Source organism: Kitasatospora sp. NPDC059646 (genome assembly GCF_042734615.1).
Taxonomy (GTDB): domain Bacteria; phylum Actinomycetota; class Actinomycetes; order Streptomycetales; family Streptomycetaceae; genus Kitasatospora.
Window position 1 is genome coordinate 33,780 of sequence record NZ_JBHWDS010000052.1, and the last position, 25,950, is coordinate 59,729.

21 protein-coding genes and 1 pseudogene are annotated in these 25,950 nt (G+C 74.3%); 18 read left to right on the top strand and 4 right to left on the bottom strand.

Annotated features, from left to right (window positions below; genetic code table 11):
• The first annotated feature begins 154 nt into the window (after positions 1-154).
• The 7 genes from argC to argH all read left to right on the top strand — a co-directional run bounded on the left by argC (position 155) and on the right by argH (position 7,870).
• Complete coding sequence (argC, locus tag ACFV1L_RS29110) at positions 155-1,183, top strand: N-acetyl-gamma-glutamyl-phosphate reductase (protein ID WP_380371310.1); 1,029 nt, start codon at positions 155-157, stop codon at positions 1,181-1,183.
• Complete coding sequence (gene argJ / locus ACFV1L_RS29115; RefSeq protein WP_380371311.1) at positions 1,180-2,352, top strand: bifunctional glutamate N-acetyltransferase/amino-acid acetyltransferase ArgJ; 1,173 nt, start codon at positions 1,180-1,182, stop codon at positions 2,350-2,352. The genes argC and argJ overlap by 4 nt, the downstream gene beginning before the upstream one ends.
• Positions 2,353-2,366: 14 nt before the next feature.
• Positions 2,367-3,299 carry an acetylglutamate kinase gene (gene argB, locus ACFV1L_RS29120; RefSeq protein WP_380371313.1) on the top strand — a complete coding sequence of 311 codons (933 nt, stop codon included), beginning with the start codon at positions 2,367-2,369 and terminating at the stop codon, positions 3,297-3,299.
• Positions 3,296-4,495, top strand: a complete 1,200-nt coding sequence (locus ACFV1L_RS29125; RefSeq protein WP_380371316.1) for an acetylornithine transaminase — start codon at positions 3,296-3,298, stop codon at positions 4,493-4,495. The genes argB and ACFV1L_RS29125 overlap by 4 nt, the downstream gene beginning before the upstream one ends.
• 25 nt (positions 4,496-4,520) lie before the next feature.
• Positions 4,521-5,069, top strand: coding sequence for an arginine repressor (locus tag ACFV1L_RS29130; RefSeq protein ID WP_035860196.1), 549 nt, complete (start codon positions 4,521-4,523; stop codon positions 5,067-5,069).
• Between the two features lie 109 nt (positions 5,070-5,178).
• Positions 5,179-6,372, top strand: coding sequence for an argininosuccinate synthase (locus ACFV1L_RS29135; protein ID WP_380371319.1), 1,194 nt, complete (start codon positions 5,179-5,181; stop codon positions 6,370-6,372).
• Between the two features lie 76 nt (positions 6,373-6,448).
• Positions 6,449-7,870 (top strand): argininosuccinate lyase, encoded by a 1,422-nt coding sequence (gene argH / locus ACFV1L_RS29140; protein ID WP_380371322.1) that lies wholly within the window; start codon positions 6,449-6,451, stop codon positions 7,868-7,870.
• Positions 7,871-7,913: 43 nt separating this feature from the next.
• Here the strand turns inward: argH and ACFV1L_RS29145 are convergent, their stop codons facing one another.
• Positions 7,914-9,179, bottom strand: coding sequence for a VanZ family protein (locus tag ACFV1L_RS29145; protein WP_380371325.1), 1,266 nt, complete (start codon positions 9,177-9,179; stop codon positions 7,914-7,916).
• A gap of 125 nt (positions 9,180-9,304) precedes the next feature.
• Here ACFV1L_RS29145 and ACFV1L_RS29150 point away from each other — a divergent pair, with 125 nt between their 5' ends.
• The 11 genes from ACFV1L_RS29150 to ACFV1L_RS29200 all read left to right on the top strand — a co-directional run bounded on the left by ACFV1L_RS29150 (position 9,305) and on the right by ACFV1L_RS29200 (position 23,871).
• Positions 9,305-10,696, top strand: coding sequence for an FAD-binding oxidoreductase (locus ACFV1L_RS29150; protein WP_380371327.1), 1,392 nt, complete (start codon positions 9,305-9,307; stop codon positions 10,694-10,696).
• Between the two features lie 261 nt (positions 10,697-10,957).
• Positions 10,958-11,452 (top strand): GNAT family N-acetyltransferase, encoded by a 495-nt coding sequence (locus ACFV1L_RS29155; protein WP_380371330.1) that lies wholly within the window; start codon positions 10,958-10,960, stop codon positions 11,450-11,452.
• A 425-nt stretch (positions 11,453-11,877) separates the two neighbouring features.
• Positions 11,878-12,903, top strand: coding sequence for a methionine ABC transporter ATP-binding protein (locus ACFV1L_RS29160; RefSeq protein ID WP_380371333.1), 1,026 nt, complete (start codon positions 11,878-11,880; stop codon positions 12,901-12,903).
• Positions 12,900-13,646: a methionine ABC transporter permease gene (locus ACFV1L_RS29165; RefSeq protein WP_380371335.1), complete on the top strand. Its 747-nt coding sequence runs from the start codon at positions 12,900-12,902 to the stop codon at positions 13,644-13,646. Before ACFV1L_RS29160 ends, ACFV1L_RS29165 begins: the two co-directional genes overlap by 4 nt.
• A 69-nt stretch (positions 13,647-13,715) precedes the next feature.
• Positions 13,716-14,555 carry a MetQ/NlpA family ABC transporter substrate-binding protein gene (locus tag ACFV1L_RS29170; protein ID WP_380371337.1) on the top strand — a complete coding sequence of 280 codons (840 nt, stop codon included), beginning with the start codon at positions 13,716-13,718 and terminating at the stop codon, positions 14,553-14,555.
• A 157-nt stretch (positions 14,556-14,712) separates the two neighbouring features.
• Positions 14,713-15,339, top strand: a complete 627-nt coding sequence (locus ACFV1L_RS29175; protein ID WP_380371339.1) for a GNAT family N-acetyltransferase — start codon at positions 14,713-14,715, stop codon at positions 15,337-15,339.
• 136 nt (positions 15,340-15,475) lie between these two features.
• A complete protein-coding gene (gene cbiE / locus ACFV1L_RS29180; protein ID WP_380371341.1) occupies positions 15,476-16,714 on the top strand; it encodes a precorrin-6y C5,15-methyltransferase (decarboxylating) subunit CbiE in 1,239 nt (412 codons plus the stop codon).
• Between the two features lie 407 nt (positions 16,715-17,121).
• Positions 17,122-20,838, top strand: coding sequence for a nicotinate-nucleotide--dimethylbenzimidazole phosphoribosyltransferase (gene cobT, locus ACFV1L_RS29185; RefSeq protein ID WP_380371343.1), 3,717 nt, complete (start codon positions 17,122-17,124; stop codon positions 20,836-20,838).
• 125 nt (positions 20,839-20,963) lie between these two features.
• Positions 20,964-22,202 (top strand): uroporphyrinogen-III C-methyltransferase, encoded by a 1,239-nt coding sequence (gene cobA / locus ACFV1L_RS29190; protein ID WP_380371344.1) that lies wholly within the window; start codon positions 20,964-20,966, stop codon positions 22,200-22,202.
• Between the two features lie 41 nt (positions 22,203-22,243).
• Positions 22,244-23,047 (top strand): TrmH family RNA methyltransferase, encoded by an 804-nt coding sequence (locus ACFV1L_RS29195; protein WP_380371346.1) that lies wholly within the window; start codon positions 22,244-22,246, stop codon positions 23,045-23,047.
• A gap of 65 nt (positions 23,048-23,112) precedes the next feature.
• Positions 23,113-23,871: a hypothetical protein gene (locus tag ACFV1L_RS29200; RefSeq protein WP_380371349.1), complete on the top strand. Its 759-nt coding sequence runs from the start codon at positions 23,113-23,115 to the stop codon at positions 23,869-23,871.
• Here ACFV1L_RS29200 and ACFV1L_RS29205 read toward each other — a convergent pair.
• The 3 genes and pseudogenes from ACFV1L_RS29205 to ACFV1L_RS29215 form a co-directional block, all read right to left on the bottom strand.
• Positions 23,868-24,245 carry a hypothetical protein gene (locus ACFV1L_RS29205; protein WP_380371352.1) on the bottom strand — a complete coding sequence of 126 codons (378 nt, stop codon included), beginning with the start codon at positions 24,243-24,245 and terminating at the stop codon, positions 23,868-23,870. The genes ACFV1L_RS29200 and ACFV1L_RS29205 overlap by 4 nt on opposite strands.
• A 66-nt stretch (positions 24,246-24,311) precedes the next feature.
• Positions 24,312-24,869 carry a hypothetical protein gene (locus tag ACFV1L_RS29210; RefSeq protein WP_380371353.1) on the bottom strand — a complete coding sequence of 186 codons (558 nt, stop codon included), beginning with the start codon at positions 24,867-24,869 and terminating at the stop codon, positions 24,312-24,314.
• A gap of 59 nt (positions 24,870-24,928) precedes the next feature.
• Positions 24,929-25,950: pseudogene (locus tag ACFV1L_RS29215) on the bottom strand (hypothetical protein); the annotation flags it as partial.

Sequence of the window (25,950 nt, forward strand, 5' to 3'; positions counted from 1 at the left end):
CCGCCGCCGCGCGGACCGGCTCCGTGCGGCGGCGGCTCCGTGCGCCGTCGTCCGTCCCGCCGGAAGGGCGGCCCGGGGGAGCGCAGCGTGCATGCATTCTTGCATGATTTTGCTGGGGTGCGTATATTCATGCTGGGCTTCAGGAGGGAACGCCATGGTATTGCGAGTTGCCGTCGCCGGAGCGAGCGGGTACGCGGGCGGCGAGGTGCTGCGGCTGCTGCAAGGGCATCCGGAGGTGGAGATCGGGGCGCTGACCGGCGGCTCCAACGCGGGGCAGCGCTTCGGCGCGCTGCAGCCGCACCTGATCGGGCTGGCCGACCGGGTGCTGGAGCCGACCACTGCGCAGACGCTGGCCGGGCACGACATCGTGTTCCTCGGCCTGCCGCACGGCCGGTCCGCGGAGATCGCCGCCAAGCTCGGCGAAGACGTCCTGGTGGTCGACCTCGGCGCCGACCACCGGCTGAGGTCCGCGGCGGACTGGGAGCAGTTCTACGGCTCCCCGCACGCCGGCACCTGGCCCTACGGCCTGCCCGAACTGCCCGGCCACCGCCAGGCGTTGAAGGGCAGCAAGCGGATCGCGGTGCCGGGCTGCTACCCGACGGCCGTCACCCTCGCGATGTTCCCGATGTTCGCCGCGGGCCTGGCCGAGCCGGAGGCGGTGATCACCGCCGCGTCCGGCACGTCCGGCGCGGGCAAGGCCGCCAAGGCGCACCTGCTGGGCAGCGAGGTGATGGGCTCGATGAGCCCGTACGGCGTCGGCGGCGGCCACCGGCACACCCCGGAGATGGCGCAGAACCTCACCCCGCTCGCGGGCGAGCCGGTCACCGTCTCCTTCACCCCGACGCTCGCGCCGATGCCGCGCGGCATCCTCGCCACCTGCTCCGCCAAGGCGAAGCCCGGCACCACGGCCGGAAAGCTGCGCGCCGCGTACCAGGAGGCGTACGGCGACGAGCCGTTCGTCCACCTGCTGCCCGAGGGCCAGTGGCCGCACACCTCGTCCGTCTACGGCTCGAACGCCGCCGTGCTGCAGGTGGCACTGGACGAGCACGCCGGGCGGATCATCGCGATCGGCGCGATCGACAACCTGGTGAAGGGCACCGCCGGCGGCGCGGTGCAGAGCATGAACATCGCCCTCGGCCTCCCCGAGGAGCTGGGCCTTCCGCTGAACGGAGTCGCACCATGACGGACACTCAGAACCTCGGCGTCACCGCGGCGAAGGGCTTCCGAGCGGCGGGCGTCACCGCCGGCATCAAGGCGTCCGGCACCCCGGACCTCGCGCTGGTCGTCAACGACGGGCCGCTGCGCGCCGCCGCGGGCGTCTTCACCTCCAACCGGGTGCAGGCCGCGCCGGTCAAGTGGTCCCGGCAGGTGCTGAAGGACGGCGAGCTGGCCGCCGTCGTCCTGAACTCCGGCGGGGCGAACGCCTGCACCGGCCCGGAGGGGTTCCAGGACACCCACGCCACCGCCGAGAAGGCCGCCGCCGAACTCGGCGTCGGGGCGATCGAGGTCGCGGTCTGCTCCACCGGCCTGATCGGCGTCCGGCTGCCGATGGACAAGCTGCTGCCCGGCGTCGAGCTGGCCGCGAAGGCGCTCAGCGACACCGGCGGCGAGAGCGCCGCGATCGCCATCAAGACCACCGACACCGTGCACAAGACCGCCCAGGTCACCAGCCCGGCCGGCTGGACGGTCGGCGGCATGGCCAAGGGCGCGGGCATGCTCGCCCCGGGCCTGGCCACCATGCTGGTCGTCGTCACCACCGACGCCGTCGTCGAGTCCGCCGAACTGGACGCCGCGCTGCGCGACGCCACCCGCACCACCTTCGACCGGGTCGACTCCGACGGCTGCATGTCCACCAACGACACGGTGCTGCTGCTCGCCTCCGGCGCCTCCGACGTCGCCCCCGAACAGGGCGAGTTCGCCGAGGCCGTGCGCACCGTCTGCGCCGACCTGGCCCGCCAGCTGATCGGCGACGCCGAGGGCGCCTCCAAGGACATCCGGATCGACATCGTCAACGCCGCCACCGAGGAGGAGGCCGTCGACGTCGCCCGCACCGTCTCCCGCAGCAACCTGCTCAAGTGCGCCATCCACGGCGAGGACCCCAACTGGGGCCGGGTGCTGTCCGCGATCGGCACCACCTCCGCCGCCTTCGACCCCGACGAGCTGGACGTCGCCATCAACGGCGTCTGGGTGTGCCGCAACGGCGGCGTCGGCGACGACCGCGACCTGGTCCCGATGAAGGGCCGCGAGGTCGTCATCACCGCCGACCTGAAGGCCGGTCGGGCCTCGGCCAGCCTCTGGACCAACGACCTGACCGCCGAGTACGTGCACGAGAACAGCGCCTACTCCAGCTGACGGGGGACGTCACCATGCAGATCGCACCCAAGGGCGAACAGGCCCGCAGCAACGCCGCCCTGCCCAAGGCCCGCACCCTGATCGAGGCGCTGCCCTGGCTGGAGCGCTTCCACGGCAAGACCGTCGTCATCAAGTTCGGCGGCAACGCCATGGTCGACGAGGACCTGAAGGCCGCCTTCGCCCAGGACGTGGTGTTCCTCCGCTACGCCGGACTGCACCCCGTCGTGGTGCACGGCGGCGGCCCGCAGATCAGCGCCCAGCTCGACAGGCTCGGCCTGGAGTCCTCGTTCACCGCGGGCCTGCGGGTCACCACCCCCGAGACCATGGACGTGGTCCGGATGGTGCTCGCCGGCCAGGTCCAGCGCGAACTGGTCGGCCTGCTCAACACCCACGGCCCGTTCGCCGTCGGCCTGACCGGCGAGGACGCGCACACCATGACCGCGGTCAAGCGCTACGCCGTGGTCGACGGCGAGCAGGTCGACATCGGCCTGGTCGGAGACATCGTCAACATCGAGGCCGGCGCGGTGAAGGCGCTGATCGCCGACGGCCGGATCCCGGTGATCTCCTCGATCGCCCGCGGCGCCGACGGCCACGTCTACAACATCAACGCCGACACCGCCGCGTCCGCGCTGGCCGCCGCGCTCGGCGCCGAGATGCTGGTCGTGCTCACCGACGTCGAGGGCCTCTACAAGGACTGGCCGAACTCCGACGACGTGATCAGCCAGCTCAGCGCCTCCGAACTGGAGGAGATGCTGCCGACCCTGGCCAGCGGCATGCTCCCCAAGATGGAGGGCTGCCTGCGCGCCGTCCGCTCCGGCGTGGGCACCGCCCGCGTCCTGGACGGGCGGGTCCAGCACAGCCTGCTGCTGGAGATCTTCACCGACGAGGGCATCGGCACCATGGTCGTGCCCGACGACGACACCACCGTCCTGGGGGGCCTGGCATGAGCAACAAGAGCATCGTCGAGCGGTACCGGCACACGCTGATGCACAACTACGGCACCCCCCGCATCCCGCTGGTGCGCGGCGAGGGAGCCCTGCTGTGGGACGCCGACGGCAACGAGTACCTCGACCTGGTCGGCGGCATCGCCGTCAACGCGCTCGGCACCGCGCACCCCGCGATCGTCGGGGCCGTCACCGAGCAGATCGCCACCCTCGGCCACGTCTCCAACCTGTTCATGGCCGAACCGACCGTCCAACTCGCCGAGAAGCTCGTCGAGCTGGCCGGACGCCAGGCCCGGGTGTTCTTCTGCAACTCCGGCGCCGAGGCCAACGAGGCCGCCTTCAAGATCTCCCGGCTGACCGGCCGCACCCACCTGGTCTCCGTCCAGGGCGCCTTCCACGGCCGCACCATGGGCGCCCTCGCGCTCACCGCCCAGCCCGCCAAGCAGAAGCCGTTCGAGCCACTGCCCGGCGACGTCACGCACGTCCCGCTCGGCGACGTCGAAGCGCTCCGCGCGGCCGTCACCACCGACACCGCCGCCGTCTTCGTCGAGCCGATCCAGGGCGAGAACGGCGCCGTCCCGATGCCCGACGGCTACCTGCGGGCCGCCCGCGAGATCACCCGCGCCACCGGCACCCTGCTGGTCCTGGACGAGATCCAGACCGGCATCGGCCGCACCGGCCACTGGTACGCCCACCAGGCCGAGGACGGCGTCGACCCCGACATCGTCACCCTCGCCAAGGGCCTCGGCGGCGGCCTGCCGATCGGCGCCGTGCTCGCCTTCGGCGAGACCGGCGAACTGCTCGCTCCCGGCCAGCACGGCACCACCTTCGGCGGCAACCCGGTGGTCGCCGCCGCCGGCCTCGCCGTGCTGCGCACCATCGAGGAGCAGGGCCTGCTGGAGCACGCCGCCAAGCTCGGCGAGCGGCTGCGCCAGGGCATCGAGGCGATCGGCGACCCGCTGGTCGCGCAGGTGCGCGGCAAGGGCCTGCTGCTCGGCATCGTGCTCACGCAGCCGGTCGCCGCCCGGGTCCAGGCCGTCGCGCAGGACGCCGGCTTCCTGGTCAACGCCGCCGTCGCGGACGCCGTCCGGCTCGTTCCGCCGCTGATCCTCACCGAGGAACAGGCCGACCGCTTCCTCGCCGCGCTGCCCGCGATCCTCCGAACGGTCCGTGAAACCGCCCCCGGCGCGAACAGCTGAGCGTCTTTCAGGAGAATCTTCAGTTATGACCGAACCCCGCCCCGAGTCGACCACGGCAGGACCCATGCCGCAGGTCCCGCAGACCCGCACCGCGCGCCACCGCCGCATCGTGGATCTGTTGACCCGTCAGCCCGTCCGCTCCCAGAGCCAACTGGCGAAGCTGCTCGCCGACGACGGCCTCGTGGTCACCCAGGCCACCCTCTCCCGGGACCTGGACGAACTCGGCGCGGTGAAGATCCGCAATCGGGACGGCGCGCTCATCTACGCCGTCCCGGCCGAGGGCGGGGACCGCACCCCGCGCGCCCCCATGGGCGAATCCGCCAGCGAGGCCCGGATGGCCCGGCTGGCGGGCGAGCTGATGGTCTCCGCCACCGCCTCCGGCAACCTGGTGGTGCTGCGCACCCCGCCCGGCGCCGCCCAGTTCCTGGCCTCCGCGATCGACACCGCCGAGGTGTTCGAGATCCTCGGCACCATCGCCGGCGACGACACCGTGCTGCTGATCAGCCGCGACGCGGCCGGCGGGCAGGCGCTCGCCGACCACCTGATGCAGCTCGCGCAGGCCAAGTCGCAGTAGCCCCGCCGTCCGGTTCGCACGCCTTCCGTGCCACCGGTTTGGCAACTCATACGCGGACGTGCATACTTATGCCTAACGCCGCATGAAACCTGTACTGAAGGAGAAAGCCGTGACTGAGCGCGTCGTACTCGCCTACTCGGGCGGTCTGGACACGTCCGTCTGCATCGGCTGGATCGCCGAGGAGACCGGCGCCGAGGTCATCGCCGTCGCGGTCGACGTCGGCCAGGGCGGCGAGGACCTGGAGGTGATCCGCCGGCGCGCCCTCGACTGCGGCGCCGTCGAGGCCGAGGTCGCCGACGCCCGCGACGAGTTCGCGAACGAGTACTGCCTGCCGGCCCTCAAGGCCAACGCCCTCTACCAGGGCCAGTACCCGCTGGTCTCCGCGCTGTCCCGCCCGGTGATCGTCAAGCACCTGGTCGCCGCCGCGCAGAAGCACGGCGCGACCACCGTCGCCCACGGCTGCACCGGCAAGGGCAACGACCAGGTCCGCTTCGAGGTCGGCATCCAGTCGCTGGCCCCGAACCTGAAGTGCATCGCCCCGGTCCGCGACTACGCGATGACCCGCGACAAGGCGATCGCCTTCGCCGAGGCCAAGAACCTCCCGATCGTCACCACCAAGAAGAACCCGTACTCGATCGACCAGAACGTCTTCGGCCGCGCCGTCGAGACCGGCTTCCTCGAGGACATCTGGAACGCCCCGATCGAGGACGTCTACGAGTACACCCAGAACCCGGCCACCCCGCGCGAGGCCGACGAGGTCGTCATCACCTTCGAGGCGGGCGTCCCGGTCGCCGTCGACGGCCGCAAGGTGTCGGTGCTCCAGGCCATCGAGGAGCTCAACAAGCGGGCCGGCGCCCAGGGCGTCGGCCGCCTCGACATGGTCGAGGACCGCCTGGTCGGCATCAAGTCCCGCGAGATCTACGAGGCCCCCGGCGCGATCGCCCTGATCACCGCCCACCAGGCCCTGGAGAACGTCACCGTCGAGCGCGAACTCGCCCGCTACAAGCGGCAGGTCGAGCAGCGCTGGGCCGAACTGGTCTACGACGGCCTGTGGTTCTCCCCGCTCAAGCGCGCCCTGGACGGCTTCGTCAACGAGGCCAACCAGGCCGTCTCCGGCGAGATCCGGATGGTCCTGCACGGCGGCCGCGCCGTCGTCAACGGCCGCAAGTCGGACCAGTCGCTGTACGACTTCAACCTCGCCACCTACGACACCGGCGACACCTTCGACCAGTCCATGTCCAAGGGCTTCATCGAGATCTTCGGCATGTCCTCGAAGATCGCCGCCCGCCGCGACCTGGCCTGATCACCCCTCAGTTCCACCCGCCCCGGCCGCACCGCGCGGCCGGGGCACCGCCGCAGCACTCGAAGGAGCCCACGCGATGACCGCCTCCCAGCCCGCAGACGTCCGCCTCTGGGGCGCGCGCTTCGCCGACGGCCCCTCCGAGGCCCTCGCCAAGCTGTCCGCCTCCGTCCACTTCGACTGGCGGCTCGCCCCCTACGACATCGCCGGCTCCAAGGCCCACGCCCGGGTCCTGCACAAGGCCGGCCTGCTCAGCGACACCGAGCTGGACGGCATGCTGGCCGGCCTGGACCAGCTGCTGGCCGACGTCGAGTCCGGCGCGTTCGTCGGCACCGTCGCCGACGAGGACGTGCACACCGCCCTGGAGCGCGGCCTGCTGGAGCGCCTCGGCGCCGACCTCGGCGGCAAGCTGCGGGCCGGCCGCTCGCGCAACGACCAGATCGCCACCCTGTTCCGGATGTACCTGCGCGACCACGCCAAGACCATCGGCGCGCTGATCCTCGACCTCCAGCACGCCCTGGTCGGCCTCGCCGAGGCCCACCCGGACACCGCGATGCCCGGCCGCACCCACCTCCAGCACGCCCAGCCCGTGCTGTTCGCCCACCACGTGCTGGCCCACGTCCAGGCCCTCGGCCGGGACGCCGAGCGGCTGCGCCAGTGGGACACCCGCACCGCGGTCTCCCCGTACGGCTCCGGCGCGCTGGCCGGCTCCTCGCTGGGCCTCGACCCGCAGGCCGTCGCCGCCGAACTCGGCTTCGAACGCGGCTCGGTGGGCAACTCCATCGACGGCACGGCCTCGCGCGACTTCGTCGCCGAGTTCGCCTTCGTCACCGCGATGATCGGCATCAACCTCTCGCGGATCGCGGAGGAGATCATCATCTGGAACACCAAGGAGTTCGGCTTCATCACGCTGCACGACGCCTTCTCCACCGGGTCGTCGATCATGCCGCAGAAGAAGAACCCCGACATCGCGGAGCTCGCCCGCGGCAAGTCCGGCCGCCTGATCGGCAACCTGACCGGCCTGCTCGCCACCCTCAAGGCGCTGCCGCTGGCCTACAACCGCGACCTCCAGGAGGACAAGGAGCCGGTCTTCGACTCCTGCGACACCCTGGAAGTCCTGCTGCCCGCCTTCACCGGCATGGTCGCCACCCTCACCGTGCACCGCGAGCGCCTCGAAGAGCTCGCACCGGCCGGCTTCTCGCTCGCCACCGACATCGCCGAGTGGCTGGTCAAGCAGGGCGTCCCGTTCCGCGTCGCGCACGAGGTGGCCGGCGCCTGCGTCAAGGTCTGCGAGGCCGAGGGCATCGAGCTCTCCGACCTGACGGACGAGCAGTTCGCCGCCATCTCCGACCACCTGACCCCCGACGTCCGCAGCGTGCTGTCCGTGCACGGCGCGATCGCCTCCCGCAGCGGCCGCGGCGGCACCGCCCCGTCCGCCGTCGCCGTGCAGCTCGCCGAGATCAAGCAGGACCTGGCCGTCCAGCAGGCCTGGGTCGGCTGACCGCCGGAGCGGGGGCCGGACAGCCGTCCGGCCCCCCGCCGCCTCAGCGGCTCGCGTCGGCCTCGACCTCCGTGCCGGTGACCGCGTCGACCGCGTACGCCACCCCCGGCGCGGCCGGGTCGGCATCCGCCACGGTGACCGCCCAGCAGGCCCGCCAGCCGTCCCGCGTCCTCGCCGCCAGCAGCAACACGCCCTGCACCGAACCGGAGTGACGTGACGCCACCGCCGCGACCGCCTGCTCCCGGGTGACGGTCGCGGCGGGCAGCGCAGGATCGTCCACGAGGCGCGTCAGCACCTGGGCGACCCGGCCGCCCGGGTCCACGTCGATGTCCAGCCGCATCGGCAGCAGCAGCCCGTCCTCCCGGAACCGCCGGTACCGCACGGTGCGCCGGGCGGTCGCCGGGTCCGCCCGGTGCACCTCCGCGGCGGGCGAGGCCGGGACGCCGGGGAGCCACCGCGCGGCGAACGCGTCCGCCGCCGCCCGCGCCTCCTCGTCGCTGCCGCCCCCCGCCGGGGCGACGGGGACCAGCGACGCGTGGAGCAGCCGGCCCGACGGCCACTCCAGGTGGAACGAACCGCCGGCGGTCGTGACGAGGAGCGACTCCGGCGTCTCGCCCATCGCCGCCGAGTGCTTCACGCCGATCAGCGCCGTGCCGGGCCCGAACAGCAGCTCCGCGTCCCGGCGGGCCAGTTCGAGCTGCTCGGGGGAGCGGGCCGGGGACAGCGCGGCATCGCTCCAGGTCGGAGTCACCGCCGCCCGCTGCACCACCGCCACCGGCACCAGCGCCACCGCCGCCGCCACCGCGCCCGCCGACCACTCCCGCCGCGACGGCCGCACCCGGCGCCACGCCACCGCCAGCGCCGCTCCCAGCAGCACGCCGGCCGCGTTGGCCACCAGGTCCGCCGAGTCGCAGGCCCGGCCGATCCCCGGCGCCAGCGCCTGCACGGTCTCGGTGACGGCCGACCAGCCCACGCAGCCCGCCGCCACCAGCACCGGCCGCCGCGTCGCGTGCGCCGCGAAGAACGCCGGCGGCACGAACAGCGCCACGTTCATCAGCCCCTGCTGGGTGCCGAACGCCCCCGGGAGGTCCCGGCTGTACAGGCACATCTGCGAGGCCGACCCCGACCCGCCGGTCGGGTACAGCGTCGCCGTCAGCACCGCCGCGATCGACGCCCCGCCGAGCACCGCCGACCAGGCCGGCCATCCGCGGGCCCTGCCCACGACGTACGACAGCGCCCCGAGCAGCAGGGCGGACACCAGGAGGGCGGGCAGCAGGCCGGCATGGCCGTGGAAGATCGCATCGGTCACCCGGCCGAGCATGCCGCCCGGCCGGGCACCGCGGGCGGAGTCGGCGGTAACTGCCGGTGGTCGCCGTCACCCGGCCTCCCGATCGCGGCGGAGCGGGCGGCGGGCACCCCGCCTACGCTGGATCCATGGCCGACGCAGCCGTGGCGCTTGCCGAGGGGTTCCGGGGCGAGATCGTGCTGCCCGGGGACGAGGAGTACGACCGGGCGCGGGGGGTGTGGAACGCGGCGGTGGACCGGCGGCCCGAGGTGATCGCCCGGTGCACCGGCGTCGCCGACGTGCTGCAGGCGGTGGCGGTGGCCCGGGAGCACGGCCTGCCGGTCGCGGTGCGCGGCGCGGGGCACAGTCTGGCGGGGCTGGGGACGGGCGAGGGCGCGATGCTGATCGACCTGTCCGGCCTCACGGGCGTGCGGGTGGACCCGCAACGCCGGACCGCCCGGGCGCAGCCCGGGGCGACCTGGGGCGGCTTCGACCACGAGACGCAGGCGTTCGGGCTGGCGACGCCCGGCGCGCCGTACTCGGCGGCGGGCATCGCGGGCACCACGCTCGGCGGCGGCAGCGGCTGGCTGTCCCGCGCGTACGGGCTGACCTGCGACAACCTGCTGGAGGCGGACGTGGTGACCGCCGAGGGGCGGCTGCTGACGGCGAGCGCGGCCTCGCACCCCGAGCTGTTCGCGGGGCTGCGCGGCGGCGGCGGCAACTTCGGGGTGGTCACTTCCTTCACCTACCGGCTGCACCGGGTGGGCGCGCACCTGCTGTGCGGGGCGCTGTACCTGCCCGGGGAGCGGCTGGCGCCGACGCTGGCCGCGGTGCGGGACTTCATGGCGCAGGCCCCCGACGGGCTCACGGTGTGCTGCGAGTTCGGCGTACCGCGCGGGATGCCGCAGCTGCCGGCGGCGACGGCGGTGCGGATCGGCCTGTGCTGGGCCGGCCGGGCCGACCGCGGCCGGGAGGTGATCGCGCCGCTGCGCGCCCTGCCGGGCGTGCTCGCGGACACCGTGCAGACCCGCCCGTACCCGCTGTGGCAGCGGATGCAGGACGAGGGTCGGGGGCCGGGCGCGGCCGTGTTCGGGCGGTCGGAGTTCCTGTCGGTGCTGGACGGTGCGGCGATCGACTGCCTGGCGGAGCAGGTCGCCGCCCTGCCGTCGCCGGACGCGTACGCGCAACTGGCGTTCCTGGGCGGCGCGGTGGCCCGGGTGGGCGCGGAGGACAGCGCGTACACCTACCGGCAGGCCCCGTACCTGCTGAGCGCGGTGGGCCGGTGGAGCGCCGGGCCGGCGGAGCCGCAGGTGGCGTGGGTGCGGCGGTGCTGGGAGGCGATGCGGCCGTTCTCCTCGGGCGGCGGCTGCGTCACCCTGATGGGTCTGGAGGGCCAGGGCCGGGTGGTGGAGGCGTACGGGCTGGCCAAGTACGAGCGGCTGGTGGCGCTGAAGGACCGCTACGACCCGGGGAACCTGTTCCGGGTGAACCAGAACATCCGTCCGAGCGGGCGGCGGGACGGCCCGGCGGGGGGCGCGTGACGCTCGCCACGTCGGGCGTCCGGGAGGTTGAGAACAGCCGTCGGCTGGGTAGAGCGGTGGCGAACGTCTCTCTTGACGGTCGTCCGGCCGTCCGGATACTGAGCGTGAGCGCGCCAGTCCGGTGACCGGGCCACCGTCCGGCGGGACGTGTCGCGCTTTTTCCCGGGCCGGGCCGATCCCCGTCCGGGCACACCTCGGACAAGGCCGGTGCCAGACCCTCACTCGTGCGCGCCGGGCGATTGACGATGGAGGCCCCCGCACATGGGCATGAGTGTGATCATCGCAGCGGCACGACCTGATGAAGCGGAGCAGATCCTCAAGCTCCAGTACCTCGGCTACCAGAGCGAGGCCGAGCTGTACGGCGACTGGAACCTCGCACCGCTGACCCAGACCCTGGAGAGCCTCAAGGCCGAACTCGCCGAGCACCGCGTGCTGGTGGCCCGGCTGGGCGACGAGGTGGTCGGCACGGTGCGCGGCTGGGTCGACGAGGACGGCGTCGGCCGGATCGGCCGCCTGGTGGTGCACCCCCGGATGCAGCGGCACGGCCTGGGCCGCCGCCTGCTGACCGCGCTGGAGGCACAGCTCGCCGAGGACGGCGCCAGCAGCGGCTACCGGCTGTTCACCGGCCACCGCAGCCTGGGCAACCTGCGGCTGTACCGCCGTCTCGGATACCGCGAGACGGAGGTGCGCGAGGTCTCCCGCCGGATGTCGATCGTCACCCTGGCCAAGCCGGTGCAGACCTCCCTGGCGGCCTGAACCACCCCTCGCGACGCCCCATCCGGACCACGGGTGGGGCGCCGCGGCCTTGTCCCACAAGGGTCGTGTCCGCATGTCGGACAGAAGGTCCTGATCATTGGGACGTGGACCAATTGTCTGATTTACTGGGTCCATGACCACGACGACGACATGCATCCCCACCGGCGCGACGCCGGCAGGTGAGCGACGCATGTGCCGTCGAATGTGTTGTCGCTGAGAGCCTTCGCCCAGCGCCCGCTGACGTCCCGTCCGCCGATGACTCGTTAGGGCCACGCCCACGCGCGGCCCGTCCGACCGGCGGCCATGATCGACACGACGGCAGCGCCCACTCTTCCTCCCGGCACCAGGTGCCGTCCTCCGCCATTGGCGCACGCCCCCGCGGCGGTCCGCCGATGACCATCCGCCGACGAACAACGGAAGCAGCTGTGATCACCACCAAGGGCCTGACCAAGGTCTACCGTTCCCGGGGCCGCGACGTCGTGGCACTGGACGACGTCGACCTGCACGTGCGGCAGGGCGAGGTGTTCGGGGTCGTCGGCACCAGCGGCGCCGGCAAGTCCACCCTCATCCGGTGCGTCAACCTGCTGGAGCGGCCCACCTCCGGCACCGTCACCGTCGACGGCGTGGAGCTGACCGCGCTGGCCGGCAGCGAGCAGCGGGCCGGCCGCGAACTGCGCGAGGCCCGCCGCCGGATCGGCATGGTGTTCCAGCACTTCAACCTGCTGTCCTCGCGCACCGTGCAGCAGAACGTCGAACTGCCGCTGGAGATCATCGGCCTCGACCGGCACGACCGCCGCCGCAAGGCCGCCGACCTGCTCGACCTGGTCGGCCTCGCCGACAAGGCCCGCAGCTACCCCAGCCAGCTGTCCGGCGGCCAGAAGCAGCGCGTCGGCATCGCCCGCGCCCTGGCCGGCGACCCCAAGGTGCTGCTGTCCGACGAGGCCACCAGCGCCCTCGACCCGGAGACCACCCGCTCCGTCCTCAAGCTGCTGCGCGAGCTCAACCAGCAGCTGGGCCTCACCGTGCTGCTGATCACCCACGAGATGGACGTCATCAAGTCGGTCTGCGACTCCGCGGCGCTGATGCGCGGCGGCAAGGTCGTCGAGACCGGGCAGCTCACCGACCTGCTCGCCGACGGCCGCTCGCAGATTGCCCGCGACCTGTTCCCGCTGGGCGACTTCGGCACCGGCCGCGAGGACCGCACCGTCCTGGAGATCACCTTCCAGGGCGACGCGCCCGCCCAGCCGTTCGTCTCCCAGCTGGCCCGCACCTACCAGATCGACATCAACATCCTCGGCGCGGCCGCGGAGACCATCGCCGGCCGCCTGGTCGGCCGGATGCGGGTCGAACTGCCCGGCAGCCACACCGACAACGTGGTGCCGATCGGCTACCTGCGCCAACAGGGACTCCAGGTGGACGTCCTCGACCTGTCGAACGGAGCGGCGGCATGACCTGGGAACGGATGCAGGAACTCATGTGGCCCGCCACCTGGGAGACCCTCGGCATGGTCGGCATCGCCGGACTCGCCACCCTGGTGATCGGCCTGCCGCTCGGACTGCTGCTGGTCCTCACCGACAAGGGCGGCCTGCTGCAGAACCTGGCCGTCAGCCGGGTGCTCGGAGTGATCGTCAACGTCGGGCGCTCGATCCCCTTCATCATCCTGATCGTCGCCGTGATCCCCCTCACCAAGGCGATCACCGGCACCTCGCTCGGCTGGCAGGCCGCCAGCGTCCCGCTCGCCATCGGCGCCATCCCGTTCTTCGCCCGCCTGGTCGAGACCTCGCTGCGCGAGGTCGACGGCGGACTGATCGAGGCGCTCAAGGCGATGGGCGCCGGCACCGGCACCATCGTCCGCAAGACCCTGCTGCCCGAGACCCTGCCGTCGCTGGTCTCCGCCGTCACCACCACCCTGATCGCGCTGATCGGCTACTCCACCATGGCCGGCACGGTCGGCGGCGGCGGCCTCGGCGACCTCGCCATCCGCTACGGCTACCAGCGCTTCGAGACCACCTTCATGTGGGTCATCGTCGCCGAACTCGTGATCATCGTCACCGCGCTGCAACTGCTCGGCGACCTGATCGCCCGCCGACTCTCCCACCGCGGCAACTACCGCAGCCCGCTGAGCTTCTTCCGCTCCGCGACCGCCGCGCCGCGCGCCGAGGAGATCGACGAGGACCTCGCCTCCTCGCACTGAACCACCGCTCCCCACAGGAGCGGCCCCGGCCCGACAGGGCCGTTCGCATCCCGCAGAAAGGCACTTTTCGTGCGTAACGTTCTGAAGACCACCGTCCTGACCGCCACCGCCGCCGGCCTCGTCATCGGGCTCACCGCCTGCTCCAGCTCCGGCAAGTCCGACTCCGGCGCCGCGGCCGACCCCAACAAGCCCCTGGTGGTCGCCGCCAGCGCCACCCCGCACGCGCAGATCCTCAAGTTCGTGCAGGACAACCTGGCGGAGAAGGCCGGCCTCAAGCTGGACGTCAAGGAGGTCAGCGACTACGTGACCCCCAACACCTCGGTCCAGGACGGATCCGCGGACGCGAACTTCTTCCAGCACCAGCCCTACCTGGACGACTTCAACAAGAAGAACGGCACCGACATCGTCTCCGTCGAGGCCGTCCACCTGGAGCCGCTCGGCGTCTACTCCAAGAAGGTCAAGGGCATCGCCGACCTCAAGGACGGCGCCCAGATCGCCGTCCCCAGCGACGCCACCAACGAGGGCCGGGCGCTCAAGCTGCTCGCCGACAACAACATCATCACCCTCAAGGACGGCGCCGGGACCACCGCCACCGCCGACGACATCGCCTCCAACCCCAAGCACCTGAAGTTCAAGGAGCTGGAGGCCGCCCAGCTGCCGCGCTCCCTCGACGACGTCGACGCCGCCGTCATCAACGGCAACTACGCCCTCGGCGCCAACCTCAAGCCGGCCACCGACGCGCTGGTGCTGGAGAAGGCCCAGGGCAACCCGTACGCCAACATCCTGGCCGTCAAGAAGGGCCACGAGAGCGACCCGCGGGTCAAGAAGCTCGCCGAGCTGCTGCACTCCGACGAGGTCAAGAAGTACATCAACGACACCTTCCAGGGCGCCGTCATCCCCGCGTTCTGAACCGCCCGCCGACTCACGCTCGGCCACCGCGGCGCCCCCGGCCTCCCGGCCGGGGGCACCGTGCTGACGAGCCGTGAGGTCCGGAACAGGTACGCTGACACGCCCGACGAAGGGGCGGGGCGTACGGTGTGTCCACGACCCGGCGAGGAGAGACGGCATGGTTGCGAACTTCCCCGAGACAGCCATCAGCACCGAACGGCTGCTGCTGCGCCCCCTTGAGGAACAGGACGCCCCCGGCCTCGCCACGATGCTCTCCGACGAACTCGTCCAGACCTGGACCGGGTACCCCAGGCCCTACACCCAGGCCGACGCCCACGACCTGATCGCCCGTCAGGCGCCCGACCGGCGCACCCTCGGACGAGGCATAGTCTTCGCCGTCACCGAACACCTCACCCAACGCCTGGTCGGACTCCTCGAACTCGACCGCACCGACTGGCGGCTGCGCGCCACCGAGGTCCGCTACGTCACCGCCCCCTGGGCCCGCGGCGAGGGCTACGCCCCCGAGGCCCTGCTCGGCACCGCCCAGTGGCTGTTCGAGGACCGCGGCTTCCAGCGCCTCGAACTGCGCACCGCCGCCGGCAACACCGCCGCCCAGCAGGTCGCTCAGAAGACCGGCGCGATCAGCGAAGGCGTCCTGCGCAACGCCGCCCTCGTCCGCGGCGGCGAATGGGGGCCCGGCCCCGAGGAACACACCGACCTCATCGTGTGGAGCCTGCTCCCCGAGGACCTCGACCCGCCCGAACCCGCCCACCCCGCCGACCGCCCGCACGCCCTGCGCCACTGAGCACGCCCCCGGCGCGCGCCACTGCTCCGCACCACTCCGGCCAGGCGGTAGCCTCTGCCCAGGGAACGCCGGCGGCACGACACGCCACCGGCACACCCACCAGGGGCGGAACACGGCGTAGGGAGAACAGCCGCAGATGGCTGACCGGATCACGGTCATCGGGTGGGACGGCACACCACTGACCCAGGCGGCCGCAGGCGCACTCGCCGCGGCCACCCTCGTCGCCGGGGCGGGCTACCAGCTCGCCGCCCTCCCCGTCCCCGAACGCGCCGAACGCATCGGCCTCGGCGACCTGCGGGCCGCCGCCCGCCGCCTCGCCGACCACCGCGGCACCGCCGTCGTCGTCGCCGAGGGCGACCCCGGATTCTTCGGCGTCGTGCGCACCCTGCGCCGCCCCGAGTACGGCCTCGAACTCGAAGTGCTGCCCGCCGTCTCCTCGGTGGCCGCCGCCTTCGCCCGGGCCGGCATGCCCTGGGAGGACGCCCAGGTGGTCTCCGCGCACGGCGGACGGCTGCGCCGCGCCGCCAACGTGTGCCGCGCCCACCCCAAGGTCGCCGTCCTCACCACCGCCGACGCCGGCCCCAGCGAACTCGCCCTGATGCTCCGCGGCGTGCCCCGCACCTTCGTGGTCTGCGAAGCCCTCGGCACCCCCGAGGAGGACGTCACCGTCCTCACCTCCGAACGCGTCCCCGACCACGACTGGCGCGACCCCTCCGTCGTCCTGGTCATCGGCAACGTCCCGGCCACCGAGGCCGCCGCCGGCTGGCTCGCCGGCAAACCCGTCGACCACCCCGGGACGCAGCGCGGCTGGGCGCTCCCGAACCGGGCGTACGCCGGCGCGGACGCCGACGCCAGGCGCCCCCGCGCCCTGCCTCCGCACGTCCGCGCGCTGGCGCTCGCCCGCCTCGCACCCGCCCCCGGCGACCTGCTGTGGACCGTCGGCGCCGGCGACGGCGCCCTCGCCGTCGAGGCCGCCCGGTTCGGCGCCGCCGTCGTCGCCGTCGAGGCCGAACCCGCCGACTGCGCCCGGATCACCGCCAACGCCCGCAAGGCCGGCGTCGAGATCGAGACCGCCGCCGGCAGCGGCCCCGAGGTCCTCGGCGCCCTCCCCGAACCCGACGCCGTCGCCGTCGAACACGGCGGGCCCGCCATGGTCCGAGCCGTCGTCGCCCGCAAACCCGAACGCGTCGTCGCCGTCGCCCGCAGCCTCGCCGAAGCCGGCGAGACCCGGCAGATCCTCGACACCGCCGGCTACCGCACCGACGGCCTGCTGCTCCAGTCCGCCCCGCTGCGCGCCGAACAGAGCAGCGGAGCCGGACCCTCCTTCGGGCGCGGCGACTACACCCTGCTGATCTGGGCCGAACCGCACGACTGACCGTCAGACCCCGGCGGTACGGTGATCCCCGTCGCATCCGGACAGGGTTTCGAGAACGGTCCGGCCGCGGCCGGTAGGGTTTTCCCCCGGGGCGCAAACCGTCACGGCAGCACCGTGTCCGATCCGGCATGATTACCGCCGATTTGACGCGCTGCAACCCGAACAGCCCGCTTCGCGGGCATTCGACGCGGTGCGCACCCGCCCGGAAGAATGCCGTGAGGGTCCGAAAGCGGCCGCGCCGTCGTGCCGGTTGCCCGGGGCTGTCGTTGTTTCTGATGGCACGCCACCCCTGTGGGTGACGACCGATGGAGTAAGGGACGGGTCGGTGCGGCTCCGCCCCGGCGAAGTGGGCGGGACCTCCGGGACACCCGCCGAGGACGCGGAAGCGGCCTGGAAGGAGCATTGACATGACCGACGGCGGCCACGCCCCCAACGCCGGTCCCCTCGCGCCCGAACCCGGGCCCGGCGGACCCCTGCCGGAGCACCACCTCGGCGCGCCCCTTCCGCCGGCCGCGGCCGGATGGCACGGCGAGCAGCGGCCCGCGTACACCTTCCTCGACCAGCCCGACGGCGACGAGGACGACGACGTCCTGCTGATGCCCGGCCCCCAGACCGCCTGGGGCGACGCCGTGCACGGCACCGTCGAAGCGGCCGAACCGGCCGATCCCGCCGAGCCGGCCGCCGGCACCCCCGTCGCGCCGTCCTGGCCCCCGCTCGCCCCGCTCGTGCTCACCGCCGAGCCGGCGGCCGAACCCGTGGCCGGGCAGGCGGCCGCAGCCCCGCAGGCGCAGCCCGTCGTCCAGCCGCTGACGGCGCCTCAGCCGCGCCGCCCGCTGCACGCCGGGCCGCCGATCCCGGACCCGTCGCTGATGACCGGTCACGTCCCGGTCCGCTCGCTGGCCGACCGAGGCCCGTCCACCCCCGGCGGCACGCCCGCCTTCGGCGTGCCCGCGGCCCCCGCCGAGACGGCCCCGCAGCAGCCCGTGCAGCCGCAGGCCGCGCCCGCGCAGGCCGCGCCCGTTCAGACCGTGCCCGCGCAGGCCGTACCGGTGCAGACCGCCGTGCCGGTGCCCGCGCCCGTCCAGCCGCAGGTGGTGGAGGCCGCCGCAGCCGCGGCCGTCGTCGCCGAACCGGCCGCGCCGGTCGAGGCGGTTGCGCCCGCTGCCGAGGCGGAGGCCGCCCCCGCGCAGCCGATCGCCGTCGCGCCCCTCGTCGTCGAGCCGGTGGCGGCCGAGCCCGTCGTCGAGCCCGGCGCTGCCGAGCCGGCGGTGGCGGAGGCCGTGGAGGTTCCCGCGCAGCCGATCGCCGTCGAGCCCGTCGTGGTCGGCGCGCCCGCCGCCGGCCTGGCGCCCGTGTTCGTGGAGCCGGTCGAGACCGCCGCACCCCAGGGCACGCCGGCACCGGTCGCCGAGGCCCCGGCAGCCGAGGTTCCGGTCGCCGTGGCGTCGGCAGCCGAGGTTTCGGCGGCGCAGGCCGTGGAGGCCCCGGCCGCCGAGCAGCCCGTCGTCGTCGAAGCCCCCGGGGCCGAGGCCTCCGCGGCCGGAGCACCGACGGTCGAGACCCCCGCAACCGAGGAGCCGGCGGCCGAGGCGGCCCCGGTGGCAGAGCCGGCCGCCGAAGCACCGGTCGCGGACGCCCCGGTGGCGGAGGCCCGGACGGCGGAGACCCCGGCAGCCGACGTCCCGGCAGCCGACACGCCGGTCGCCGAGCAGCCCGAGGCGGCTCCGGCCGTCGAGCCCGCGGTGGCCGAGCCCGTCGCCGCCGAGACGGCTGACACCCCGTCGGAGGCCCAGCCCGAGGCCGCCGCCCCCGCTGCGGAGGCCCCGGCTGCCGAACAGCCGCAGGACGCGCCCGCCGAGCAGGCCACGCCCGCCGCCGCCGAGAACGCGGAGGCCGCCGAGGCGGCCGCACAGCCGATCCCCGCGCAGGCCGCGAAGGGCGGGCGGGGCGCGCACCGGCGCATCTCGGCGTTCCTCGCCGCGCCCGCCGGGCTGCCGCTGCTGGAGCCCGGGAAGCCCGCGGCCGAGCCGCAGCCCGGCACCGAGAACGCGGAGAACGGGGAGGCGGCGGAGGCCCCTGCGACCCCCGAGGCCACCGAGCCCGCTCCTGCGGCCGAGCCCGCACCCGCTGCCGAGGCGCCCGAAGCCACCGAGGCCCCCGCGGCCACGGAGCCGGAGCCCGCAGCCGAGCCCGTCGTGGAGACCGTGCCCGCCGCCGAGCCGGAGGCCGCCGAAGCCGCCGAAGCCGAGGTCGCCGCACCCGCCGCACCCGGCGAAGCCGAAGCGGGCGACACCGCCGAAGCGGGCGACACCGCCGAAGCGACCGGGCCCACCGAAGCGACCGGGCCCGCCGCCCCCGAGGAGGACCGCGGTCCCGCCGCGCCCGGGTACGACGACGCCGGGCGGGAGGCCGTGCACCAGGTGATCCGGGAGCGGCGGGACGTCCGCAACGGCTTCCGGCCGGACCCGATTCCGCACGAGGTGCTGATCCGGGTGCTGGAGGCGGCGCACACCGCGCCCAGCGTCGGCTACTCGCAGCCGTGGGACTTCGTGGTGATCCGCTCCGCGAAGACCCGCCGGAAGATGCACGAGCTGGCGGAGCGTCAGCGCGAGGCGTACGCGGACTCGCTGCCCAAGGGCCGGGCGAAGCAGTTCAAGGAAATCAAGATCGAGGCGATCCTCGAGACGCCGGTCAACATCGTGGTGACCGCCGACCGCACCCGCGGCGGCCGGCACACGCTGGGTCGGCACACCCAGCCGCAGATGGCCCCGTACTCGGCGGCGCTGGCCGTTGAAAACCTGTGGCTGGCGGCCCGCGCCGAGGGCCTGGGCGTCGGCTGGGTGAGCTTCTTCGACGAGGAGGAGCTGGTCCGCGAGCTGGGCCTGCCGGAGCACCTGGAGGTCGTGGCCTACCTGTGCGTCGGCTTCGTGGACGCGTTCCCGGACGAGCCGGAGCTGCAGCAGCAGGGCTGGGCGAAGAAGCGCCCGCTGTCCTGGGTGGTGCACGAGGAGCAGTACGGCAACCGCGCGCTGCCCGGCGAGGAGCCGCACGACCTGCTGTCCGACACGCTGCGCGGCATCCGCCCGCTGGACGCCAAGGCGCTCGGCGAGGCGTGGGACCGGCAGAAGCGGATGACCAAGCCCGCCGGGTCGCTCGGCGTGCTGGAGATCATCGCGGCGCAGCTGTCCGGGCTGGCCCGCAAGTGCCCGCCGCCGATCCCGGAGCCGGGCTGCGTGGCGATCTTCGCCGGCGACCACGGGGTGCACGCCCAGGGCGTGACGCCGTGGCCGCAGGAGGTCACCGCGCAGATGGTCGGCAACTTCCTGGCCGGCGGCGCGGTGGTCAACGCGTTCGCCGCGCAGGTCGGCACCGAGGTGTGCGTGGTCGACGTCGGCGTCGCCTCCGAGCTGCCGGACGCCATCCAGCAGGGCCGCACCACCGGCCTGCTGCCGCGCAAGGTCAAGCCCGGCACCGACGACATGACGCAGGGTCCGGCGATGAGCCGCGACGAGGCGGTGCGTGCGATCGAGGTCGGCATCGAGACCGCCCGCGACCTGGTCGCGGCCGGCAACAAGGTGCTGATCACCGGCGACATGGGCATCGCCAACACCACCGCCTCCGCCGCGCTGATCTCGGTGTTCACCGACACCGACCCGGCGGAGGTGACCGGGCGCGGCACCGGCATCGACGACGCCACCCACACCCGCAAGGTCGAGGTGATCCGGCAGGCCCTGGAGCTGCACAAGCCGGACCCGGCCGACCCGATCGGCGTGCTCGCGGCCGTCGGCGGTCTGGAGCACGCGGCGATCGCCGGGTTCCTGCTGGGCGCGGCCTCGCTGCGCACCCCGGTCATCCTGGACGGCGTGATCGCCGGCTCGGCGGCGCTGGTCGCCAAGGCCATCGCGCCGGAGGTGCTGGCGGCCTGCATCGCCGGCCACCGCTCCGCCGAGCCGGGCCACCAGGCCGCGCTCGCCAGGCTCGGCCTGCGCCCGCTGATCGACCTGGACCTGCGGCTGGGCGAGGGCACCGGTGCCCTGCTCGCCCTGCCGCTGGTGCAGAGCGCCGCCCGGGCGATGCACGATGTAGCCACCTTCGACTCCGCCGGAGTCACCGAGAAGGCCTGATCCACCACCGGCGCGAGCCGCCCCCGCCGTGCGAGGCGGGGGCGGCCCGCCGCCGCCCGTCGCCGGCTCAAGGGCGCGCCGGCCACGGGGCTCCCCGCACCGCCGCCCACCCAGGAGCTCCCTCGATGACCGCGCCCACGCCGCACCCGCACCCGTCCACCCAGGGCATCACCCCGTACCCCGTCGGGCTGCTGCTGTCCGGCCGCCGCGTGGTGGTGATCGGCGGCGGCCAGGTCGCCCAGCGCCGGCTGCCCGCGCTGATCGCCTCCGGCGCCGAGATCCACCTGATATCCCCGGCCACCACCCCCGCGGTCTCCGCGATGGCCGACGCCGGGGAGCTGACCTGGCACCGCCGCCCGTACGCGGACGGCGACCTCGCCGACACCTGGTACGCGCTGGTCGCCACCGACGACCCCGACGTCAACACGGCCGTCTCCGCCGAGGCCGAGCGCCTGCGGGTGTTCTGCTCCCGCAGCGACGACGCCTCCGCCGCGACGGCCTGGACGCCCGCCTCCGGCCACGACTCCGGCGCGACCGTCGCCGTCCTCACCGGCGACCCCCGGCACTCGGCCGCGCTCCGCGACTCGATCGTCGCCGGCCTGCGCGACGGCTCGCTCGCCGCCCGCCAGTACCGCGCCCGCGGCGCGGGCGTCGCCCTGGTCGGCGGCGGCCCCGGCGACCCCGACCTGATCACGGTGCGCGGCCGCCGCCTCCTCGCCGACGCGGACGTGGTGGTCGCCGACCGGCTCGCCCCGCGCGAGCTGCTCGCCGAACTCCCGCCGCACGTCGAGGTGATCGACGCGTCGAAGATCCCCTACGGCCGGTACATGGCCCAGGAGGCGATCAACCGGACGCTGATCGAGCACGCCGAGGCCGGCAAGTTCGTGGTCCGCCTCAAGGGCGGCGACCCGTACGTCTTCGGCCGCGGCGGCGAGGAGCTGCTCGCCTGCCTGGAGGCCGGCGTGCCCGTCACCGTCGTCCCCGGCATCTCCTCCTCGATCAGCGTGCCGGCGGCCGCCGGCATCCCGGTCACGCACCGCGGCCTCACCCACGAGTTCACCGTCATCTCCGGCCACGTCGGCCCGGGCGAGCGCTCCCTCACCAACTGGCAGGCCGTCGCCGGCATGACCGGCACCCTGGTGCTGCTGATGGCCGTCGACAAGATCGCCGCGATAGCCGCGGAGCTCATCGCCCACGGCCGCGACGGCGCGACCCCCGTCGCCGTCGTCCAGGAGGGCACCACCGCCGCCCAGCGCCGCATCGACGCCACCCTCGCCACCGTCGGCGAGACCGTCCGCGCGGAGGGCATCAAGCCGCCGGCGGTCATCGTCATCGGCGACGTGGTCGACATCCTGGGCACGTAGCCCGCGACCCCAGTGGTTCCGTCACGTGCGAAAATCGTCCGGTGTCCGAGCCATCCACCGTCACCGACGCCGCCGACCCCCGGCTGAGCGACTACACCGACCTGACCGACGTCGAGCTGCGCCGGCGGCGTGAACCGGCCGAGGGCCTGTTCATCGCGGAGGGCGAGAAGGTGATCCGCCGCGCCCTCGCGGCGGGTTTCCGGATGCGGTCGATGCTGCTCACCGCGAAGTGGCTCGGGGTGATGGGCGACGTGATCGCGGAGACCGACGCGCCCGTGCACCTGGTCGACCCGGCCCTCGCGGAGCGGGTCACCGGCTACCACGTGCACCGCGGCGCCCTCGCGTCGATGGAGCGCAAGCCGCTGCCGTCCGCGGCCGAGGTCCTCGACGGGGCCCGGCGGGTCGCCGTCCTGGAGGGGCTGGTGGACCACACCAACCTGGGCGCGATCTTCCGTTCGGCGGCCGCGCTCGGCATGGACGCCGTGCTGCTCTCCCCGGACTGTGCCGACCCGCTGTACCGACGGGCCGTCAAGACGTCGATGGGCGCGGTGTTCTCCGTCCCGTACGCCCGCCTCGACCCGTGGCCGGACTCGCTCGCCGCCGTCCGCGCGGCCGGGTTCGAGCTGCTGGCGCTCACCCCGTCCGGCGCCGAGGACTTCACGGTCGCCAAGTCGCACCTGCTGGACCGGGCCGCGCTGATGCTCGGCGCGGAGGGCGACGGACTCACTCCCAAGGCGCTCGCCGCCGCCGACCAGCGGGTGCGCATCCCGATGGCGCACGGCATCGACTCGCTGAACGTCGGCGCCGCCGCCGCGATCGCCTTCTACGCGGTGAACCACGGCTGAGTCCGGCCCCCGCGGCGGGAGTCGAGGGTTCCGGCGCGGGGCCGTCCTGCGGTAGAAAGGGCGCCATGATCCATGATCGCGCGCTCGCGCTCCGCCGCCTGACGTTCGAGGGCTACCGCGGCCCCCTGCTGGCGGCCGCGCTGCTCGCCGTCGTGGTGGCGCTGCCGGACGGGAAGCTGCACACCTGGTTCCAGGTGCTCCCGGTGTTCCTCGTCGTGGCGGTGGTCCCGCTGCTGCTGATCGCCGTCGTGGTGGTCGGGGCGACGGTGACCGGGCCGACCAGCCGGCCGCGCCGTCCCGGCACCAGCGTGCTGCTCGGCGTCGCGCTGGGCTGCGCCGCCGTCCTGCTGGGCCTGAGCGTCCCGGGGGCGGACGTCGGGCTGCTCGGTTTCGGGGTGACGACACTGCTGGGCCTGCCGTTCGCCTGGCTGCTCTGGCAGGCGTGGGCCTCGGCCCGGAACGGCCGGAACCCGTCCGGCCGTTGGCGCTGGGCGGTGGCCCCGCTGCTGGTGGCCGGCACCGTGCTGACGGCCACTCAGGCCGACCTGGCCGGGGCCCGCTTCGAGCTGGCCCGACCGGCGCTCACCGACTGGGCCGAGCACGCGCTCGCCGCCGGCGCGGCCGACCCGGAGTGGGTGGCCGGCTACCGGCTCGCCGGGACCGAACTCGTCGGCGGGGGCGTCACGTTCGCGATCGGCGGCAGCGGCCTGTTCGCGCCCCACGGCTACGCGTACTTCCCGTCCGGCACCCCCGCCCGCGGTGACGCCTTCTACACCCCGCTGGGCGACGGCTGGTTCGCCTGGGAGGGCCCCGACCACTTCTAGAGGGCCGTCAGCACCTGCTCGTCGGCCCCGTCCAGCACGAACCCGTTGTCGAAGCGCACCCGCACCGAGGAGCGCGGCCCCCGCACCTGGAACGCCTCCCAGTGCGGGGTCAGCTTGGCGATCTCGCCCTCCAGCCGCTTGAGGCTCTCCGCGGGCATGGTGTGCCCGTAGTCGTCGCGCAGCGCGCGCAGCCGCTCGTACTCGCGGACCTCGTCGGGCGGCGCCACGTCCCCGCCGACGTGCTCGACGGTGCCCTGGACGCCCGCCCCCAGCAGCAGGAGGCCCACCGGCTCACCGTCCCCGGCGGCCTCGGCGGCGTCACCCAGCACCAGATCCGCCACCAGCTTGACGCGCACTCCTGCGACCAGCGCCATTGCTCCCGTACCTCCCGGTTCGCCCGACTCCGCGACCATTATCCGCGGCGGACGGCCGATGGCCCGTCAGGCGGCCCGACGCGCCGCCGGCGGCGCTATCGGCTGCGGCGCGGGCCGGCGCGGATCGTGGTGCCGACGGCCCGTCAGGTCGCCGACCCGCAGCACCAGATCGGGCGACGGGGGAGCGGGCCAGATCGTCAGCCGGTGCTCCTCGACGGGGCGGGCGGCGGTGTCGGTCTCCCGGCCGCGGTCCCGGCCCCGGGTCTGCACCCGGACCCGGTACCAGCCGCGGCCGGCGTGCGCCAGGTTGCCCGCCTCGGCGATCTCCACGCCGTCCCAGGCCCGGACGCGCAACTCGCCGCTGCTGTACAGGGACAGCTCCACCGCGCTCTCCCACTCCGGCCCGGGCTCGGCCGGCCGGGCCGTGACCCGGTCCACGCCGAGCCGGATCAGCCCGGTGTGGGTGCCGCACAGCACCGTCAGGTGGTCCGGGCAGCCGGCCGCCACCCCGTTGCCGTGGAACAGCCGGGCCAGCGCGTGCGCGTCCCAGCCGTCCGGCAGCTCCGGCCCGTACAGGAAGTACTGGCAGTACGCGACGTGCATCGCGTCGGTCGTCCACATCATGCGGGACATGCTCCCGCCGGGCACTGACAGACCGTCACCGGCAGTTGAGCGGGCGGGCGTCAGTTCGTCGAGCCGGAGACGCCCGCGCCGGGCCAGGACTCCTCCAGGCTGCCGTCCGGGCGGACGGTGTAGCGGGTCGAGGAGACCGCGCCGGTGCGGTCCACCCGCTCCTCGCGGACCAGCGCGCCGTTCTCCACCCGCCACACCGCCCCGGCCTCCGGGTTGGCGGTGGACGCCCGGCCGGCGACCAGCGCCGGGGCGGCGCCGGTGAAGGCGTACAGCTGCACCAGGTCGACCGGGACGGCGCCCTCGACCCGGCGCAGCACCACCAGCGTGGCCGGCGCGTCCCGGTAGCGGGCGGGCAGCACGGCGGACAGCGCGACCGGCGCGCCCCCGTCCGTGGAACGGCCGTCGCGCAACTGGATCGCCGGGCCGCCCGCCGGGTCCGGGTAGCTGCGGTTGGGCCAGTCCACGGCCGGCGGGGCGCCGAGCGCGGGGCCCAGGCCGGAGTCGCTGTGGCCGGCCGTGTTCAGGCTGTCCACCGACAGCGTCGCACCCGAGCTCGGCCTCGCCGGGGCCGTCGCGCTCGGGGCCGGGCCGAGGCCCTGGGCGTCCCGGTTCTCGCAGCCCTGCGCGACGGCGATGGCCAGCGCCACCCCGAGCGTCACGGTGACGAACACCACCAGCCGCTGGCGCAGCAGCCGCTGACGGGCCGTCGGCCGGCCGCCCGAAGGGTGCGGGGCACGGCCGGGCGGGGGAGTGCGGTCACGGCCGGGAACCGGGGTGCGCTCCCGCGCGGCGGGCGCGGCGGGCCGCCGCTCGCGCACCGTGTCGCCGTCCCGGACCGGGCGCCGCACCCGCTCGGTGCGCGCGTCCGGCCGCACCTCCTGCCGGGGCATCGCGGGCGCGGCCACCGGCCGGCCGCCCGACGCGGCAGCGGCCGACGCACCGTCAGCAGCTGGGGCCGGACCGGGCGCAGGACGGACGGGCACCCGCCCGGGCGGCGCACCGGCCGGGCCGCGCTGGCCCTCGGCGACCGGCCGGCGGACCGCACCCGGCACCGCGGCGCCCGGCCCGGGGC